The sequence below is a fragment of the Jannaschia sp. W003 genome, assembly GCF_025144335.1.
Taxonomy (GTDB): domain Bacteria; phylum Pseudomonadota; class Alphaproteobacteria; order Rhodobacterales; family Rhodobacteraceae; genus Jannaschia.
The window spans coordinates 1,270,261-1,288,247 of the sequence record NZ_CP083539.1 but is presented as its reverse complement, the minus strand read 5'-3'; the positions used below and the strand labels follow the sequence as shown (position 1 = coordinate 1,288,247).

The window sequence follows — 17,987 nt, the reverse complement described above, 5'->3', positions numbered from 1 at the left end:
AGGCGTTTTCCTACCTTCCTCTGGCGGAAAATACCTCGGGGGTCCGGGGGCAGAGCCCCCGGCTTGTGCCCCCCCCCGACCTACGCCCGCCGCGCCAGCGCCGTCGCCGCGGCCATCGCCACGAGCGCCGCGCCGCCCCCGCGCGTCATCCATCGCAGCGCACCGGGCCGACGCACGCCCGCCCGCAGGCGGTCTGCCAGCAGCGCCCAGAGCAGCGCGTTGAGCGCCGCGATGCCCACGAAGGTCGCCACCAGCACCGCGAACTGCCGCGCGAGCGGAGCCGAGGGGTCCACGAACTGCGGCACGAAGGCCACGAAGAACACGATGCCCTTGGGGTTCAGCGCCGTGACGGCGGCGGCGTGCCCGAACACCGCGCGCGGCGACACGTGCCGCCCCGCGCCCGGCGCCTCGGCCTCCACCCCGTCCGCCGAGCGCCACATCCGCACGCCCATCCACAGCAGGTAGGCCGCGCCCAGCCATTTCAGCACCGTGAAGGCCGCCGCCGACGCCATCACCAGCGCCCCCAGCCCCGCGAGCGACGCGCTCATGGCCGCGAAGTCCCCCAGCGCCACGCCCAGCGCCGAGGCCGCCGCCACGCGCCGCCCCTGGCTCAGGGCATAGCCAGCCACCAGGAGCACGGTCGGGCCGGGCACGGCGACGAGCGCCGCGGAGGCGAGGGCGAAGGCGATCCAGAGGGTGGGGTCCATGCGGGGTGGCTCCTGTCAGCTGCGGGCGCTATCTGCCCAAGGGAACACACCGGACCGGGAGACCGCCATGAAGTTCTTCGTCGACACCGCCGACATCGACGCCATCCGCGAGCTGCACGACCTCGGCATGGTGGACGGCGTAACCACCAATCCCTCGCTGATCGCCAAGTCGGGCCGCGACATCCTCGAGGTCACGAAGGAGATCTGCGAGCTGGTCGACGGCCCCGTCTCGGCCGAGGTGGTCGCCACCGAGACCGACGCCATGCTCGCCGAGGGCCGCCACCTCGCGAAGATCGCGCCCAACATCTGCGTCAAGCTCCCCCTCACCTGGGACGGCCTGCGCGCCTGCAAGGTGCTGACCGACGAGGGCACCAAGGTGAACGTCACCCTGTGCTTCAGCCCCAACCAGGCGCTGCTCGCGGCCAAGGCGGGCGCCACCTACATCTCGCCGTTCATCGGACGCCTCGACGACATCGTGCTCGACGGCATGGACGTGATCCGCGACATCCGCGAGATCTACGACAACTACGGCTTCGAGACGCAGATCCTGGCCGCCTCGATCCGCTCCGCGAACCACATGAAGGAGGCGGCCCTCATCGGCGCCGACGTCGCCACCGCGCCGCCCGACGTGATCCGCAAGATGGCCGCGCACCCGCTCACGGACGCAGGGCTGAAGGCCTTCCTCGCGGACGCCGAGAAGGCCGGCATCAAGATCGTCTGACGCCCCGAAGGCCCCCGCGGCGACGCGGGGGCCCGGCACCGATGCCGCGATGCCACCCGGGCCGGCCCGCGTCCCGCGCCCGGTATCCCGGCCCATTCCGCCATGCTAGCCTCCCCCCCAATCGGCACGAGACCGGAGAGAGGCAGATGAAGGCAGTATCCGCTCCGGCGGACGGGGACTGGCGCGGCCGCGTGCTCGTCGATCCCGACATGATCCTCGAGGACCGCGACGTGATGCGCGCCCTGATCGCCGCCAACGAGCGGCAGATGGGCAAGAACATCGTGGACCTGCGCGGCATCGCCATGGAGCGGCTGGAGGCCCGGCTCGACCGGCTCGAGGACACCCACCGCTCGGTGATCGCCGCCGCCTACGAGAACCTCGCGGGCACCAACCAGATCCACCGCTCGGTGCTGCGGATCCTCGACTGCGCCACGTTCCCCGCGCTGCTCGACTTCCTCGCCGGCGAGTTGTCCGAGATCCTGCGCGTGGACGCCGTGCGCCTCGTGCTCGAGAGCACCGAGCCCGGCGAGGCGCCCCACCCCGCCGTGGTGCCGGTCGCGATCGGCGCCGTGGAGGCCTACGTCGCGGGCGGCCGGGTGGCCCCGCCGCGCCCCGTGACCTTGCGCCAGTGCGCGCCCGCGGGCGACGCGGTGTTCGGGGACCGGGCCGCCGACCTGCGCTCCGAGGCGCTGCTGCAGCTCGACCTCGGACCGGGGCGCGCCGCCGCCATGCTGGCGCTGGGCGGCGAGGACCCGCACCAGTTCCGCGCAGGACAGGGCACCGACCTCCTGCAGTTCCTCGCCGGCTGCCTCGAGCGCACGCTGCGCCGGCACCTCGGCGCGTGACGCTGGAGATCAGCGAGGGGCTGCGCGACGCGCTCGGCGCCTGGGGCGACCACATGCGCGCCCTCGACGGCCGCACGGCGAGCACCGTCGAGGCCTACGCCGCCGACCTGCGCCACTTCCTGGCCTTCCAGGCCGGGCACCGCGGCGGGCCGATGGGCGTAGGCGCGATGGGCGAGGTCGGCACCGCGGAGATGCGCGCGTGGATGGCCGCCGAGAGGCGGCGCGGCGCGGGCGCACGCTCCGTGGCACGGCGGCTCTCGGCGGTGAAGGGCTTCGTGCGCTGGCTCTCGGAGCGCGAGGGTTTCGACCCCACCGCCGTGCTCGCCATGCGCGCGCCGCGGTTCCGCAAGCCCCTGCCCCGCCCCCTCGCCCCGGATGCGGCGCGCGAGGTGATCGACACCGTGGGGCTGCAGCACGAGACCCCTTGGATCGCCGCGCGCGACGTGGCCGTCGTCACCGTGCTCTACGGCTGCGGCCTGCGCATCTCGGAAGGGCTGGGCCTGCGCGGCGGCGACGCGCCGCTGGCGGACGTGCTGCGCATCCGCGGCAAGGGCGGCAAGGAGCGGCTGGTGCCCGTGATCCCCGCCGCCCGCGCGGCGGTGGAGCGCTACCGCGCGCTCTGCCCCTTCGAGCTGATCGCCGACGCGCCCCTGTTCCGCGGCGCCCGGGGCGGCGCGCTCCACGCGCGGCTGGTGTCGGGCGCGATGGCGCGCGCGCGCATGCAGCTCGGGCTGCCCGCGACGGCCACGCCCCACGCCCTGCGCCACAGCTTCGCCACGCACCTCCTGGAGGCCGGCGGCGACCTGCGGGCGATCCAGGAGCTGCTCGGCCACGCTTCGCTCTCGACCACGCAGGCCTACACCGCCGTGGACGCGGTGCACCTGATGGAGACCTATGCCCGGGCGCACCGCCACGGCGCGTGAGGGGTTGACCCGCGGGTCCGCTCACCGAGACACACTCCCGGCGCGCGCATCGCGGGGGATGGCATCCCCGCACACCACGGCCCGCCCCCATCCGGGGGCCGGGGTCGGGCCCGATCCCACGTTGGCGGACATCCCCCCATCGACGACCATTCGGACGCATCGCGAGACACCGGAACGCCCCGGGCCACCGGCTCCGGGGGGCGCTCCCGCACGCTCCGCGCCGTCCCGGCCCTGCGCCGGGGCCTCGGCGTGCCGTCGGTGTCGGCGCCGGAGCGGAGAGCGGCATCCCGACTGCACCCGAAGGCCCCGGCGCAGGGCCGGGGCGTCCCGTCGTCAGACCGTGTAGTTCAGCGCCAGCCGTCCGCCGTCCACGTAGATCGTCTCGCCGGTCACGTAGCTCGCCTTCTCGGAGGCGAGGAACGCCACAACGTCGCCGATCTCGCGGGGCGTGCCGGGACGCTTGAGGGGCGTGCGCGACATGGCGCGGGCGAAGGCCTCGGGGTCCGCATTGACGGCCGCCATCATCGCCGTGTCGATCGAGCCCGGCCCGACCGCGTTCACGCGGATGCCGTGGGGGGCGAGCGCGAGGGCGGCCACCTTCGTCAGCTGCATCACGCCGCCCTTCGAGGCGCAGTAGCCGGCGATCTGCGGGATCGCGACCTGGGCGTTGATCGACGACATGTTGACGATCGCGCCCTTCAGCTCGTGCTTCACCATCGCCTTCGCGGCCCGCTGCGTGGCCAGGAACACGCCCACGAGGTTGATGTCGATGACCTGCCGGAACTGCTTCTCGGTCATGTCGAGGAAGTCGGCGCCCACGGCGATGCCGGCGTTGTTGACCAGAACCGAGACCGGGCCGACGTCCGCCTCGGTGCGGTCGAACAGCTCCGCGATGGCGGCGGAATCGCTCATGTCGATCTGGTAGCCGGTGCCGCCGAGCTTCGCGGCCGCCTCCGAGACGCTCTCCTGCACGTCGGCGAGCACGACGCGGCAGCCATCCTCGGCCAGGGCCTCGGCGCAGGCGTACCCGATGCCCTGCGCGCCGCCGGTGACGAGTGCGATGCGATCCATGACGTGTCCTCCCCTGATGTCGCGGCCTGCTTGAACCTCGCCGCCCGAGGCGTCAACGTCGGCGCCATGAAGAGCGCGGAGCAGTTGGTGGCCGAGGCGCGCGCGCGGGTGCGCGAGCTGTCGGTCGAGGAGGTGCGGGCCCTCGACCCGGAGCGCACCGTGATCGTGGACGTGCGCGACGTGCGCGAGCGGGCGGCGGGGCGCATCCCCGGCTCGGTCCACGCGCCGCGCGGCATGCTGGAGTTCTGGTGGGACCCGGCCTCGCCCTACCACCGCGAGGTGTTCGCGCAGGAGGGCGTGACCTACGTCCTGCACTGCGCCGTGGGCTGGCGCTCGGCGCTGGCCGCCGACGCGCTGCGCGCGATGGGCCACGACGTGGCGCACATGTGGGGCGGGTTCGAGGCGTGGAAGGCGGTGGGCGCTCCGGTCGAGGTGCCGGAGGGAAGGTAGCGCCCCGGCGACCGCGTCGGGGGCGAAGGCGAGGGTTGTTCAGGCGATACCCTCAAACGCCACCGAAACGAACAAGGCTACGAGCTAAGACCGATCCGCATGGCCATGCGCAATTCCACCATGCCGTCCCAAGGGGATTCCCGCAACGCGTAACACCGCAACAATAAAGGGCGTTCGTCCACGCCCTGCGCGCCGCCCCTCAGTCCGCCGCCCCGCCGAGGAACGCGTTCCCCCGCGCGTAGTCCGGCGACGCCTCCTGCATCTCGAGGTGCAGCCCCGTGCCCCGATAGGGGTGCGCGCGGGCGAGGTCCTCGTCGAACGAGAGGCCCAGCCCGGGCGCGGTGGGCACCTCCACGAAGCCGCCCTCGGCCCTGGGCCCGCCGCCCAGCGCGTGGTGGAACGGGGTCTCGATGGCCTCCACCATCAGGAGGTTCGGGATCGCGGCGCCGAGCTGGACGGAGGCCGCGAACTCCACCGGCCCCGCGTAGAGGTGCGGCGCCACCTGCGCGCCGAAGCCCTGCGCCAGCGCCGCGATCCGCAGCCCCTCGCCGATGCCGCCCGCGCGGCCCAGCGCCGGCTGCAGGATGCGCGCCGCCCCGAGGCGCAGGAGCGTGGCGAACTCGCCCAGGCCGCAGAGTCGCTCGCCGGAGGCCACAGGGACGGGCTGACCCCGCGCCACCTCGGCCTGCCCCGAGGGGTCGTCGGGCGGCACCGGCTCCTCGAACCACAGGGGGTCGGCTTCCGCGATGGCCCGCCCCAGCCGGATCGCGCCCGAGGGGGTGAACTGCCCGTGGGTGCCGAACAGGAGGTCCGCGCGGTCGCCCACCGCGGCGCGGATCGCGCGGACGAAGGCGACCGACAGCGAGACGTCGCGGCCCCCCGGCTCGTGCCCGCCGCGGATGGTGTAGGGGCCGGCGGGGTCGAACTTGACGGCCGTCCACCCCTCGGCGACGCGCAGCGCGGCGACCTCGGCGGCCATCTCGGCGGAGGTCCAGAAGGCAGCGGCGTCCATCGACGGCTCGGGGTAGAGGTAGGTGTAGGCGCGCAGGCGTTCGTTCAGCCGCCCGCCGACCAACGCGTGCACCGGCCGGTCCAGCGCCTTGCCGAGGATGTCCCAGCAGGCGATTTCCAGGCCCGACCACGCGCCCCAGACCGTGGGATCGGCCCGCCCCGTGAAGCCCGAGCCCCAGACCCGCCGCGCCATCAGCGCCGTGTCGGCCGGATCGCTCCCCTCGCAGTGCCGCGCGAACACGTCCCCGATCACAGTCCGCATCGCCTCCGGCCCCACGGCGGAGGCATAGACCTCGCCGTAGCCCGTGACCCCGCAGGAGGTCGTCAGCTTCGGCACGATCCAGTACCGCCCGCCCCACCCCGGCGCCGGCGGCGCGACGACGAACACGTCCAGCTCGGCCAGCCTCATCGCACGCCCCCCTTCACTCTGGCGGAAATACTCCCGCCGGAGGCTCCCGCCCCCTCCACGGGCGCCATCACCCGAACACCACGACGTTCCGCCGCCCCTCGCCCCGCGCCGTCGCCGCGAAGGCCTCGTTGATCCCCTCCAGGGGCCACGTTCCCGAAACCAGCTCCTCCAGCATCAGCCGTCCTTGCGCGTGCAGATCGAGGATCCACGGCATGTCCCGCCGCAGCACCACGTCGCCCATGCGCGTGCCGCGCAATCCTTGCCCGTAGTAGCTGGCCGAGACCGGGTCGTAGTGCCCCACCGTGCCCGAATGCGGCATCCCCACGAGGTAGGCCGTGCCGTGGGGGGCCAGCCAGTCCACCGCCCCGTCGATCACCGAAGGTGCCCCCACGGTGACGAAGGCGTGGTCGGCCAGCCGCCCGAGGCGCAGCATCGCCGCGGGGCCGTCGGAAGCGAGGATCCCGTCGGTGGCACCGAAGGCGCGGGCCGCCTCGAGCTTCTCCTCGCTCACGTCCACCGCCACCACGCGGGCCGCGCCGGACAGCCGCGCCGCCTGGATGCTGTTGAGCCCCACGCCCCCCGCGCCGATCACCACGCACCAGTCGCCGGGGCGCACGCGCGCCGTGTTCACCACCGCGCCGAGGCCCGTCACCACCCCGCAGCTCAGGATCGCAGCGGCGGCGGCGGGGATCGTCTCGGGCACGGGGGCGAGCTGGCTTGCGTGGACCGTCACCGCCTCGGCGAAGGCACCGCAGCTCATGGCCGCGACCACCGTGCCGTCCGAGAGGCCGGGGTGGTCGCCCGGCGCAGCACATTGGGTCGGCCGCCCCCCGGCGCAGGAGGCGCAGCCGCCGCAGGCGCGGATCAGGGTGACGAGCACACGCTGGCCCTCCGAGACCCCTTCCGTCCCCGGCCCCACCGCCGAGACCCGTCCCACGGCCTCGTGGCCATAGACGGCCGGCAGCTGCCCGCCCCAGCCGCCGCGCCAGAAGGTGAGGTCGGAGTGGCAGACCGCGCAGGCCTCGATCTCGACCGTGGCCTCAAACGCGCGGGGGGCCGGCAGGCCGACCGTCTCGATCCCCATCGGCGCGCCGAACTCGCGGCACACCGCCGCCCGAACCTGTCGCATGAGCCCCTCCCGTTTCCCCGCACCCTAGCGGGCCGGCGCCCTTGCACAATGCCGCCCCGGCGGGCGATGCCCGGGAACGCACCGAGGGAGGCCAGGGTGGAGCACGAAGTCGAAAGCGCCGACGGCACCGCGATCCACGTCCGCGAGGAGGGCGCCGGCGCGCCCGTGCTCTTCGCCAATTCCCTCGGCACCGACCTGCGGGTCTGGGACGCGGTGCTGCCGCTCCTGCCCCCCGGCCTGCGGCTGGTGCGCTACGACATGCGCGGGCACGGGCAGTCGGAGGTGCCGCCCGCGCCCTACCCCATGGGCGCGCTCGTGCGCGACGCCGAGGCGGTGGCCGACGCGCTGGGCTTGCGGGACGCGGTGGTCGTCGGCCTGTCGGTGGGCGGCATGGTGGCGCAGGCGATGGCGGTGAAGCGCGCCGACGTGGTGCGCGCGATCGCGATCTCGGGCGCGGGCGTCAAGAGCGGCACGCCGGACGCCTGGGCCGCGCGCATCGAGGCGGTGCGGCGCGGCGGGCTGGAGGCGATCGCGGACGCGACGATGGACCGCTGGTTCGCGCGGGACTTCCCGCACCGCGCCGCGTGGCGCGCGCGCCTCCTGGAGACCGATCCCGAGGGCTACTGCGGCGTCTGCGCCGCCATCGCGGGCACCGACCTTCTCGCCCCCACCAGCGGACTGCGCCTGCCGACGCTGGCCATCGCGGGGTCAGAGGACGGGGCCGCGCCGCCCGACCTCGTGCGCGAGACCGCGGCGCTGATCCCCGGCAGCCGCTTCGCGCTAATCCGCGGCGCGGGCCACCTGCCTCCCGTGGACGCGCCCGAGCGCTTCGCGGCGGTGCTGTCGGAGTTCCTCGGGGCGATCGGTCACACCGCGTCGTCCTCGGGCTGAAACCGCACAGCGATGCACGTGCCACCCGGTCCGCTGCGCACCGACTTCGTGCCGCCGAGGTCGCGCACGAAGGCCTCGACCAGCAGCCCGCCCGAGCCGGAGGGGTCGTGCGCCGCCGCGCCGCCCGTGCCGTCGTCCTCGACCTCGAGGAGGGCCGCGCCGTCCGCCTCGCGGCGCAGGCGGATGCGGATGCGCCCCGGCCCGTCCCGGAACGCGTGCTTCACGGCGTTGGTGACCAGCTCGTTGACGATCAGCCCGAGGTGGATCGCCTTGTGGCTGCCCAGGGCGAAGCCGTCGGCCTCGCCGCGGATGGCGACCCGGCCGTCGCCGGCGACCGAGGCCTCCAGCATCGCCGCGAAGTCGCGCACGAACTGCGCCGCGTCCACGGTCTCCACCGCGTCCGAGGCGTTCATCAGGTCGTAGAGCCGCGCGACGGCCTGGATGCGCCCGTCCACCGCGCGCAGCACCTCGCGGGCGCCATCGTCGGCCTTGCGCGTCTCCATCCGCAGCATCGAGGAGATCAGCGCGAGGTTGTTCTTCACCCGGTGGCTCAGCTCGTGCAAGAGCCGGCGCGAGGCCTCCAGCGCCGCCTCGCGGGCGTGCTCGGCCTCGACGCGCGCGGTCACGTCGCGGAACAGCACCACGAACTGCCCCGCCTCCTCGCCCGGCATGGCGCAGACGTCGAAGGCCCGGCCCATGGGCACCGAGTCGGCGTGGATCCGCAGCGTCTCGCCGCCGAGCCCTACGCGGGCGTAGAAGTCGATCCAGCGCCGCTCCAGCCCCGGCACCAGCTCCAGCGCGGTCAGGCCCACGGGGGCGTGGAGGCCGCTCATCTCCTCGAAGTGCTCGTTGATCCAGAGGAACCGGTAGTCGGCGGGCTCGCCCGCCTCGTCCACGATCATCTCGCATACGCACATGGCCTCGCCGGTGAGGCGCGTCATCGCGTCGAACATGGTCTGCGCGTCGAACGTCTTGTGCGAGTCGGGCATTCGGCGAAGCGGGTCTGATCGGGTCCAGGGGGCGGTGGGCTGCTAAACTAAACCAGTGTCAGGAAAAATCCACGGGGGGAAGCCTTCGCGCGCACCGGCGCCCGACGCGGCCCCGCTGGCCGCGCCGCGCGGCGCCCGCTAGACGCGGGCCGATCCCCCCCCGAGGAGCGCCCCATGGCCGTCACGCCCTTCGACTCCGCCCTCCACCGCGACCTCTTCGGCGACGCCGAGCTGGGGCGCCTGTTCTCGGACGCCGCCGAGGTGCGGGCCATGCTGCTCGTGTGGGGCGCGCTGGCGAAGGCGCAGGGCGCGGCGGGCGTGATCCCCGAGACCGCCGGGGCCTTCCTCCACCGCGCCACGATGGAGGTGCAGGTCGACCCCGCGGGGCTGGCCGCGGACGTGGCGCGCGACGGCATCTCGGTGCCGGGGCTGGTGGCCGCCACCCGCAAGGCGCTGGAGGCGCCCGAGCACGCGCAGTTCCTCCACTGGGGCGCGACCTCGCAGGACATCATCGACACCGGGCTGGCGCTGCGTCTGCGCCAGGCGCTGGCCCTCGTCGCGGGGCGCATCGACACGGCGCTGGATCGGCTGGCGGCGCTGGCCGAGGCCCATGCCGAGACGCCCATGGCGGCGCGCACCTGGGGCCAGCCCGCCACCCCCACCACCTTCGGCGCGGTGGTGGCCACATGGGGCGAGGGGCTGCTGGCGGTGCGCGAGGACCTGGAGCCCCTGCGGACGCGGGTCGAGATCGTCTCGCTCCACGGCGCGGCGGGCACGCTCTCGGCGATGGGCGAGCGGGGGCCGGAGGTGCGCGCCGCCCTCGCCCGCGCGCTGAACCTGCGCGACCCTGAGCGCGCGCCCCATGCCGACCGCGCCCACGTGGCCGCGCTGGCGGCGTGGCTCACGCGGCTCGCGGGGGCCTGCGGCAAGGCGGCGACCGACCTCCTCCTGCTCGCGCGCGACGGGGCGGTGGCGGCGGGCGCCGGCTCCAGTTCCACCATGCCGCAGAAGCGCAACCCGGTCGGCCCCAGCGCCGTGCGCGCGCTCGCCGCCCACGCGGCGGGGCTGAACGGCGCGCTGCAGGCCGGCGCCATGACATGGGACCAGCGCGACGGCGCGGCATGGTTCGGGGAGTGGCTGGCGCTGCCGCAACTGACCGTCGCGGCGGGCCGCGCCGTGGACATCCTGGCGGCGCTCGAGATCGTGCCCGACGCCGAGCGCCTGCGCGCCGCGCTGGACGACCCCTCGGGCCTCGTCCACGCCGAGGCCGTCAGCTTCGCGCTGGCCGAGACCCTGCCCCGCCCCGAGGCGCAGGCCCGCACCAAGGCGCTGGCCCGCGAGGTGGCGGAGCACGGCGGCTCGCTGGTGGAGCGGGCCGGGCTCGACCCCGCCCGCTTCCGCCCCGAGCGGCAGTGGGGCGAGGCCCCCGCCCACGCCCGCCGCTTCGCGGCGCGCGTACGCGAGGGCGCGCCCGGTTAGGATCAGGCCCTCAGGCCGCCCATTCCCAGGGTCGCGTGTAGTTGCCCATGACGGCGGTGACCTCGCGCTCCTCGACGTCGCCGGTGCGCTCCAGCCGGGCCACGAGCCCGCGCTTCTTGTCCTCGACCACCTCCGAGACGCGCGCGTTGATGCCCGCGTCCCGCAATGCGGCGTCGTAGACGCGCGTGATGGCGCGGCGGCGCAGGTCGGGCTTGAACACCTTGCCCACGGCCGTCTTGGGCAGCTCATCGAGGATCTCGATGTGCTTGGGCCGCGCCGCCCTCTCGTGGACGTGGGTCTCGCAGTGCCTGACCAGCTCCTCGGGCGTGACCTCGGCGCCGGCCACCAGCTCCACGTAGGCGCAGGGCAGCTCGCCCGCGAAGGCGTCCGGTTGCCCGATCGCGCCGGCCATGGCGACGGCGGGGTGCCCGGCCAGGGCCTCCTCGATCTCGGCGGGGTCGATGTTGTGGCCGCCGCGGATGATCAGGTCCTTGGCGCGGCCCGTGATCCACAGGTAGCCGTCCTCGTCCTTGCGGCCGAGGTCGCCGGTCCGCAGGTACTTCTCGAAGTGGTAGAGCTTCGCGTTCTTGGCCGCCTCGGTGTAGGTGTCGGGCGCGTTGACGCCGGGGTTCGAGACGCAGATCTCGCCCACCTCGTCCACCTTGCACTCCACGGGGCCGTCGCCCTTGTCCATCAGGATCTTCACGTCGCAGTGCATGAAGGGGATGCCGACCGAGCCGATCTTCTTCTCGCCGTCCACGGGGTTGCACGACACGAGGCAGGTGGCCTCGGTCAGGCCGTAGCCCTCGACCACAGTGACGCCGGTGTCCTTCTCGAAGCGCTTGAACAGCTCCACCGGCAGGGGCGAGGAGCCGCAGAACGCCGTCTTGATCGACGAGACGTCGGCGTCCACGGGGCGCTGCATCATGGCGGCCATGGCCGTGGGCACGGTGATCAGGAAGGTGACGCGGTAGCGCTCGATCAGCTTCCACATGTTGTCGAACACGCCCTCGCCCCGGTAGCCCTGCGGCGTCGGGAAGACGACGTGCGCGCCCGAGGCGACCATCGCCATCAGGATCACGTGGCAGGCGAAGACGTGGAACAGGGGCAGCGGGCACATCACCACGTCCTGCTCGGAGAACAGGAGGCGGTGGCCGATCCAGCCGTTGTAGATCATGCCCTCGTAGGTGTGCTGCGCCACCTTGGGCATGCCCGTGGTGCCGCCGGTGTGGAAGTAGGCCGCGACGCGGTCGGCCCCGCCGTCCTCGAAGGCGAGCTGGGTGGGCTGCTTGGCCACCTCCTTGGCGAAGTCGTGCACCGTGGCGCGGTGCGTCACGGGGTTCTTGGGCCGGATCAGGGGCACCACGAGCTTCTTGAGGCCCGTCAGGTAGCGGTGGAGGTCCACCTCCAGCACGTGCTCGACGTTCGGGGCCAGGCGCACCGCGGCGGCGACCTTCTGGGCCACGTCGGTCTTGGGAAAGGCCCGCAGGGTGACGACGACCTTGGCCCCCGTCTCGCGCAGGATCGAGCCGATCTGCTCGGGCTCCAAGAGCGGGTTGATGGGGGCTGCGATGCCCGCGACCGTCCCGCCCAGCAGCACGGTGGCGGTCTCGGTGCAGTTGGGCAGCACGTAGGCCACCACGTCGCGCTCGCCCACGCCGAGCTTGCGCAGGAGGTTGGCGGTCTGCGCCACGCGGCCGCGCAACTCGTTCCAAGTCAGCGTCTCGGCCGGGTCGGCGGGCCCCGAGAACAGCTGGTAGCTCAGCGCGGGGCGGTCCCCGTGGGCGTCGGCGGTCTGCGACAGGAGCTGCCAGAGCGTCCGGGCGGGCTGCACCGTCTCCCACGGCTCGGCGGCCTCGATGTCGAGAATGTCCTGCTTGTTGGCGAAGCTCGCCATGGTCCCGTCCTCCCGTGCGGTCCGGGGCTCCCTCCCCGGTTTCGGGCGAGACTGTCGAAACGGCGCCACGCGTTCAAGCGCGACGCTGCGGCGTCGTGTCTCAGCCGCGGCAGCCGCTGCCCGCCTGCACCGGCGGGCAGGGAACCGAGCCGTAGGAGCAGAACACGCAGCAGTCGCCCGGCAGCGGGCGCAGCACCGCGCCGCAGCCGCGGCATTCGTGGAAGAACGCGCAGGCGTCGGTGGGCATGCGCTCCTCGCCCGAATGGCCGCATTCGGGGCAGGTCAGCTGCGAGCGGAGCGTCGGTGCTTCAGCCACAGGGCCACTCCGGCGAGGGCGAGGAAGAAGGCGAGCACGGGCAGGAGCACCGCGTCGCGGTAGAGCACGCCGGTCAACCCGCCCGCCCCCACGGCGGCCAGCACGGCCGGCAGCAGCGGCGTCGCGCAGCAGAGGGCGGCGAGCGCGGAGCCTCCTAGGCCGACGGCGAGGAGCGGGTTGGTCATCCGGGCAGCCTGTCACGCCCGCGCCCCGCGCGCGAGCGCGGCGCGATCACTCCGCCGCGAGGCCTTCCGTGAACTGGAGCCGCGCGAGGCGGGCGTAGAGACCGCCCTGCCCCACCAGCTCGTCGTGGGTGCCGGTGGCGGCGATGCGCCCCCCCTCCATCACCACGATCCGGTCGGCGGCCTTCACGGTGGCCAGCCGGTGGGCGACGATGATCGTGGTGCGCCCCTCGGCAAGCCGCTCCACGGCGTCCTGCACGGCGCGCTCGGACTCGGCGTCGAGGGCGCTCGTCGCCTCGTCGAGCAGGAGGAGCGGCGCGTCGCGCAGGATCGCGCGGGCGATGGCGATGCGCTGCTTCTGCCCGCCCGACAGCATCACGCCGCGCTCGCCCACGTAGGTGTCGTAGCCCTCGGGCAGCGCGGCGATGAAGTCGTGCGCCGCGGCGGCGCGGGCGGCGGCCTCGACCTGCGCCGCCGTGGCGCCTTCCGTGCCGAAGGCGATGTTGTCGCGCGCCGAGGCCGCGAAGATCACCGGATCCTGCGGCACGAGCGCGAGCAGCCGCCGGAACGCGGCCCGGTCCATGTCCCGCAGGTCGGTGCCGCCCAGGGTGATGCGCCCCTCGTCGGGATCGTAGAAGCGCTGGATCAGCTGGATCACCGTGGACTTGCCCGCGCCCGAGGGACCGACCAGCGCCACGGTCTCGCCGGGGCGGACGTGGAGGTCCACGCCCTCGAGGGCGGCCACCGAGGGGCGCGAGGGGTAGTGGAAGCGCACGCCCTCGAAGCGCAGCCCGTCGCCCAGCGCGGGGGGATGCGCCGTGGCGGGGTCGCGCACGGCGTCCTCCACCTCCAGCAGCTCCACCAGCCGCTCGGTGGCGCCGGCGGCGCGCTGCAGCTCGCCCCAGATCTCGGACAGGGCGCCGACGCTGCCCGCGACCATGATCGCGTAGATCAGGAACTGGATCAGCTCGCCGATCGACATCGCGTCCGCCCGGACGTCGCGCGCGCCGACCCAGAGCACGGCGATCACGGCGGCGAAGATCAGCGCGATCACGATCACGGTCATCGTCGCGCGCGTCGCGATGCGCTTCGAGGCCGAGCGGAACGAGTCCTCGGTCACGTCGTCGAAGCGTCCCGCGGCCTGGCGCTCGAAGGTGTAGGCCTGCACGGTCTGGGCCGACAGCAGCCACTCCGACGCGCGGCCCGAGGATTCGGCGATCCAGTCCTGGTTCTCGCGGCTCAGCTGGCGCAGGCGCCGGCCGAGGATCACGATCGGCAGGATCAGGAGCGGCACGATCAGCAGCACCAGCCCGCCGAGCTTGGGCGACGTCCAGAGCATCAGCGCGAGGCCCCCCGCGAAGATCAGCACGTTGCGCAGGGCCACAGAGACCGAGGACCCGATCACCGACAGGAGCAGCGTCGTGTCGGTGGTGATGCGGGAGAGCACCTCGCCGGTGAGGATGCCGTCGAAGAAGTCGGGGCTCATGCGGATCATGCGCCCGAACACGGCCTTGCGGATGTCGGCCACCACTCGCTCGCCGAGGCGCGTCACGAGGTAGTAGCGCAGCCCCGTCCCGATCGCGAGCGCGCCGGCGATCAAGAGGGCGGCCAGGAAGTACTGGTCGAGCAGCCCCTCCGCCGAGGTCTCGAACCCGTCCACCACGCGGCGCACCGCGAGCGGCAGGATCAGCGACACGGCGGCGGTGAGCGTCAGCGCGAGGAGCGCGGCGGCGAGCAGGCCGCGGTAGGGTCGCAGGAACGGCGCGAGGCGCAGGAGGTTGCCCACGCGCTTCGAGCCCTGCCGCTCGGACGCCTTCTCGATCTCCGCCATCGTCCCTCCGGTGCCTCGGGTGGGGAGGTACAGGCGGGGGGGCGGGGGCGCAACGGGAGAGCCGGATCGGGACGGGGGTGAGCCGGACGAGGGCGAGGTCCAGTGGACCTCGACCCCGGCGAACGCGGCCCCGCACCGGCGGGGTCGCCGGAGATTGATGCTGGAGGGGGCTCTGCCCCCGGCCTTTCAGGCCTCCCCCGAGGTATTTTCGAAACGAAGACAGGGACCGTCGGTCACCCCCGACCGGACCGCGCCGGTCCCGCTACGCACCGAAGATGGGAGGGGGGAGTGGAGCGGGCGACGGGAATCGAACCCGTATCATCAGCTTGGAAGGCTGAGGTCTTACCATTACACAACGCCCGCGCGTCCCCCTTCATTTGCGACGCGCGGCCCCGCTTGGCAAGGGGTCCGCTTGCGCGCCCCCGTCCGCCCCGCTACCCCGCGGGCCATGCGCGTGTTCCGTGATCCCAGCTCCATCCCGGCGGACGCGCGCGGCGCTTCGGCGGCGATCGGCAACTTCGACGGCGTGCACCTCGGCCACCGCCACGTGATCGACCTCGCCCGGCGCCCCGGCGCGCCCCTCGGCGTGGTCACCTTCGAGCCGCACCCCCGCGAGGTCTTCGCGCCCGACGCGCCCCCGTTCCGCCTGATGAACAGCGCCGCCAAGGCCTCGCGCCTGCACAAGATCGGCGTGGACGCCCTGTTCGAACTGGACTTCCGCCGCATCGCCCCCCTCACCCCGGACGCCTTCATGGAGGACGTGCTGGCAGGCGCGCTCGGGCTCTCCCACGTTGTGGTCGGCGAGGACTTCCGCTTCGGCAAGGGGCGGTCGGGCGACGTGGACACCCTGCGCGCGGGCGGCCAGCGTCTCGGCTTCGAGGTCACCGCCGCGCCGCTGCTGGCCGAGGGCGGCACCGACGTGTCCTCCACCGCGATCCGCGAGGCGCTGGCCGGGGGCCGCCCCCGCGACGCCGCGCGCATGCTGGGTCACTGGCACCGCGTCGAAGGCCCCGTGATCCACGGCGAGAAGCGCGGGCGCACGCTGGGCTGGCCGACCGCCAACATGAGCATGGAAGGCCTGCACCTCCCCCGCCTCGGCGTCTACGCCGTGCTGGCCGATGTGCTCGACGGCCCCCACCGCGGCGCGCACCGGGGCGTGGCCTCGCTGGGGGTCCGCCCGATGTTCGGCGAGAACGCCCCCAATCTGGAGACCTTCCTCTTCGACTTCGCCGGCGACCTCTACGGCGCGCCGATGTCGGTCGCCTTGGTCGAGTTCCTGCGCCCCGAGGCGCGGTTCGACGGGCTGGACGCCCTCGTCGCCCAGATGGAGCGCGACGGGGCCGGGGCGCGGGCGGTGCTCGATGCCCTCTAGGCCCCGGCGCGACCCGCTCCGCCCGCGCTTCTGGGAGCGGCCCCTTGGCACGCTGAACCCCCGCGAGTGGGAGGCGCTCTGCGACGGCTGCGGCAAGTGCTGCCTCAACAAGCTGGAAGACGAGGAGACCGCCGAGGTGGTGTTCACCGACGTCGCCTGCCGCCTCCTGGACGACGCCACCTGCCGCTGCGCCCACTACGAGACGCGGCTGGCCTTCGTGCCCGACTGCGTGGTGCTGACGCCGAAGTCGCTGCCCGACGTGGCCTACTTCATGCCCGAGACCTGCGCCTACCGCCGCCTCCACGAGGGCCGGGACCTGCCCCGCTGGCACCCCCTCCTGACCGGCGACCCCGAGAGCCCCCACGCCGCGGGGGCGTCGCTCCGGGGCCGGACCCATTCCGAGATGGACGTGGCCGAGGACGACTGGGAGGAGCACATCGTCGAGGAGCCCCTGGGAGAGCCATGAATCTCAACTTCGCCTCCGACAACACCGGTCCCGTGGCCGCCCCGATCATGGACGCGCTCAATGCGGCCAACGCGGGGGCCGCCATGCCCTACGGCAACGATCCGTGGATGCCCGGCGTGCGGGACGCGATCCGCGCCGCCTTCCGCTGGCCCGAGGCCGAGGTGCTGCTGGTCGCCACCGGGACCGGGGCCAACGCGCTGGCCCTCGCCGGGCTGATCGAGCCGTGGGAGTCGGTGATCTGCCACCGCATCGCCCACGTCGAGGAGGACGAGTGCGGCGCGCCTGAGTTCTACACCGGCGGCGCCAAGCTGGTGCTGGCGGACGGAGAGGGCGGCAAGATGACGCCCGACACGTTGCGCGCCGCCCTCGCCCGCACCGGCACCAAGGGCGTGCACGGGGTGCAGCGCGGGGCGCTCAGCCTCACCAACGTCACCGAGGCGGGCACGGTGTATTCCCTCGCCGAGATCGGCGCGCTGCAGGAAACCGCGCGCGAGGCGGGGCTGGCGCTCCACCTCGACGGCGCGCGCTTCGCCAATGCCTGCGCCGCCCTCGGGTGCGGGGCGGCCGAGCTGGCGGACGGCTTCGACGTGGTCAGCTTCGGCGGCACCAAGAACGGCTGCATGGCCGTCGAGGCCATCGTGCTGCGCGACCCGGCGAAGCACTGGGAGATGCAGCTCCGCCGCAAGCGCGCGGCGCAGCTGTGGTCGAAGCACCGCTACCTCGCGGTGCAGATGGCGGCCTACCTCGAGGGCGACCTTTGGCTGGCGAACGCCCGCGCGGCCAACGCCGCCGGGCAGCGGCTGGCGGCGGGGCTCCGCACACTTGGGGCTGAACTGGTCTGGGAGCCCGAGGCCAACATGATCTTCGCCCGGCTGGACCGCGCGGCACACGGGCGGGCGCGGTCGGAAGCCGAGTACTACTTGATGGACGACGTGGAGCGGCCCCTCTGCCGGCTGGTGTGCGACTTCACCAAGACCGACGCGGAGGTGGATCGGTTGCTGGAGTTGTTCCGCGGTTGAGCGGCGGTCCGGCGAAGCCGGCGATCAGTCCGGTGGACTGATCGAGCCGCGAACGGGCGAAGCCCCGGATGGGCCATCGCTCCTTGTGCCCGGAGGCCCCGGCTCAAGGCCGGGGCGTGGCGCGCCGCTTCCGCCCCGGCCTTGCGCCGGGGCCTCGGCCCGCCACGGGAGATGTTGCCCAAAGCGAAGCGCGCCGGCGGCCACCGGCGTCGGCTTGCGCCTCCGCGCTCGGGGCTGGATCGGTCCCCGCTCGGCGGGGGCGCGGTCCACTGGACCCCG

At 73.8% G+C, this 17,987-nt stretch carries 18 protein-coding genes and 1 tRNA gene; 9 read left to right on the top strand and 10 right to left on the bottom strand.

Going from position 1 to position 17,987, the window contains the following annotated elements:
* Window positions 1-80: 80 nt before the first annotated feature.
* The gene (locus K3554_RS06195; RefSeq protein ID WP_259944978.1) at window positions 81-707 is read right to left on the bottom strand and encodes a LysE family translocator; all 627 of its coding nucleotides are present in this window, start codon (window positions 705-707) and stop codon (window positions 81-83) included.
* A 67-nt stretch (window positions 708-774) separates the two neighbouring features.
* Here K3554_RS06195 and fsa point away from each other — a divergent pair, with 67 nt between their 5' ends.
* The 3 genes from fsa to K3554_RS06180 all read left to right on the top strand — a co-directional run bounded on the left by fsa (window position 775) and on the right by K3554_RS06180 (window position 3,196).
* Window positions 775-1,428 carry a fructose-6-phosphate aldolase gene (gene fsa, locus K3554_RS06190; RefSeq protein WP_259944976.1) on the top strand — a complete coding sequence of 218 codons (654 nt, stop codon included), beginning with the start codon at window positions 775-777 and terminating at the stop codon, window positions 1,426-1,428.
* Between the two features lie 146 nt (window positions 1,429-1,574).
* Entirely contained in the window at window positions 1,575-2,273 is a 699-nt protein-coding gene (locus tag K3554_RS06185; protein ID WP_259944973.1) for a DUF484 family protein, read from the top strand.
* Window positions 2,274-2,326: 53 nt separating this feature from the next.
* Complete coding sequence (locus K3554_RS06180; RefSeq protein ID WP_259945803.1) at window positions 2,327-3,196, top strand: tyrosine recombinase XerC; 870 nt, start codon at window positions 2,327-2,329, stop codon at window positions 3,194-3,196.
* A gap of 333 nt (window positions 3,197-3,529) precedes the next feature.
* On the opposite strand, the gene K3554_RS06175 is transcribed toward K3554_RS06180, so the two are convergent.
* A complete protein-coding gene (locus K3554_RS06175) occupies window positions 3,530-4,267 on the bottom strand; it encodes an SDR family NAD(P)-dependent oxidoreductase (protein ID WP_259944970.1) in 738 nt (245 codons plus the stop codon).
* Window positions 4,268-4,333: 66 nt separating this feature from the next.
* Here K3554_RS06175 and K3554_RS06170 point away from each other — a divergent pair, with 66 nt between their 5' ends.
* Entirely contained in the window at window positions 4,334-4,717 is a 384-nt protein-coding gene (locus K3554_RS06170; protein ID WP_259944967.1) for a rhodanese-like domain-containing protein, read from the top strand.
* Between the two features lie 199 nt (window positions 4,718-4,916).
* Here K3554_RS06170 and K3554_RS06165 read toward each other — a convergent pair whose 3' ends face one another.
* Window positions 4,917-6,137 (bottom strand): mandelate racemase/muconate lactonizing enzyme family protein, encoded by a 1,221-nt coding sequence (locus tag K3554_RS06165; protein WP_259944965.1) that lies wholly within the window; start codon window positions 6,135-6,137, stop codon window positions 4,917-4,919.
* Between the two features lie 67 nt (window positions 6,138-6,204).
* Window positions 6,205-7,266: an alcohol dehydrogenase catalytic domain-containing protein gene (locus tag K3554_RS06160; RefSeq protein WP_259944963.1), complete on the bottom strand. Its 1,062-nt coding sequence runs from the start codon at window positions 7,264-7,266 to the stop codon at window positions 6,205-6,207.
* Between the two features lie 96 nt (window positions 7,267-7,362).
* Between K3554_RS06160 and pcaD the strand changes: the two genes are divergently transcribed.
* A complete protein-coding gene (gene pcaD, locus K3554_RS06155) occupies window positions 7,363-8,157 on the top strand; it encodes a 3-oxoadipate enol-lactonase (protein ID WP_259944961.1) in 795 nt (264 codons plus the stop codon).
* Here pcaD and K3554_RS06150 read toward each other — a convergent pair.
* Entirely contained in the window at window positions 8,133-9,146 is a 1,014-nt protein-coding gene (locus K3554_RS06150; RefSeq protein ID WP_259944960.1) for a sensor histidine kinase, read from the bottom strand. The two genes, pcaD and K3554_RS06150, sit on opposite strands and share 25 nt — an antisense overlap.
* Window positions 9,147-9,320: 174 nt before the next feature.
* Here K3554_RS06150 and K3554_RS06145 point away from each other — a divergent pair, with 174 nt between their 5' ends.
* On the top strand, window positions 9,321-10,625 hold the full coding sequence (locus tag K3554_RS06145) for a lyase family protein (protein WP_259944959.1): 1,305 nt from the start codon (window positions 9,321-9,323) through the stop codon (window positions 10,623-10,625).
* A gap of 10 nt (window positions 10,626-10,635) precedes the next feature.
* Here the strand turns inward: K3554_RS06145 and K3554_RS06140 are convergent, their stop codons facing one another.
* The 5 genes from K3554_RS06140 to K3554_RS06120 form a co-directional block, all read right to left on the bottom strand.
* Entirely contained in the window at window positions 10,636-12,522 is a 1,887-nt protein-coding gene (locus K3554_RS06140; RefSeq protein WP_259944957.1) for an acyl-CoA synthetase, read from the bottom strand.
* 100 nt (window positions 12,523-12,622) lie between these two features.
* Window positions 12,623-12,838, bottom strand: a complete 216-nt coding sequence (locus K3554_RS06135) for a GDCCVxC domain-containing (seleno)protein (protein ID WP_259944955.1) — start codon at window positions 12,836-12,838, stop codon at window positions 12,623-12,625.
* On the bottom strand, window positions 12,805-13,023 hold the full coding sequence (gene merF, locus K3554_RS06130; RefSeq protein ID WP_259944953.1) for a mercury resistance system transport protein MerF: 219 nt from the start codon (window positions 13,021-13,023) through the stop codon (window positions 12,805-12,807). Before merF ends, K3554_RS06135 begins: the two co-directional genes overlap by 34 nt.
* A gap of 46 nt (window positions 13,024-13,069) precedes the next feature.
* Complete coding sequence (locus K3554_RS06125; RefSeq protein ID WP_259944951.1) at window positions 13,070-14,851, bottom strand: ABC transporter transmembrane domain-containing protein; 1,782 nt, start codon at window positions 14,849-14,851, stop codon at window positions 13,070-13,072.
* A gap of 289 nt (window positions 14,852-15,140) precedes the next feature.
* Window positions 15,141-15,214: transfer RNA gene (locus K3554_RS06120), tRNA-Gly, on the bottom strand.
* Between the two features lie 85 nt (window positions 15,215-15,299).
* On the opposite strand from K3554_RS06120, the gene K3554_RS06115 reads away from it, so the two are divergent.
* The 3 genes from K3554_RS06115 to K3554_RS06105 are packed head-to-tail and all read left to right on the top strand — an operon-like array spanning window position 15,300 to window position 17,708.
* The gene (locus K3554_RS06115; protein WP_259944950.1) at window positions 15,300-16,223 is read left to right on the top strand and encodes a bifunctional riboflavin kinase/FAD synthetase; all 924 of its coding nucleotides are present in this window, start codon (window positions 15,300-15,302) and stop codon (window positions 16,221-16,223) included.
* Window positions 16,213-16,689, top strand: a complete 477-nt coding sequence (locus tag K3554_RS06110) for a YcgN family cysteine cluster protein (RefSeq protein WP_259944949.1) — start codon at window positions 16,213-16,215, stop codon at window positions 16,687-16,689. Before K3554_RS06115 ends, K3554_RS06110 begins: the two co-directional genes overlap by 11 nt.
* Window positions 16,686-17,708, top strand: coding sequence for a low specificity L-threonine aldolase (locus K3554_RS06105; RefSeq protein ID WP_259944948.1), 1,023 nt, complete (start codon window positions 16,686-16,688; stop codon window positions 17,706-17,708). The genes K3554_RS06110 and K3554_RS06105 overlap by 4 nt, the downstream gene beginning before the upstream one ends.
* Window positions 17,709-17,987 lie beyond the last annotated feature (279 nt).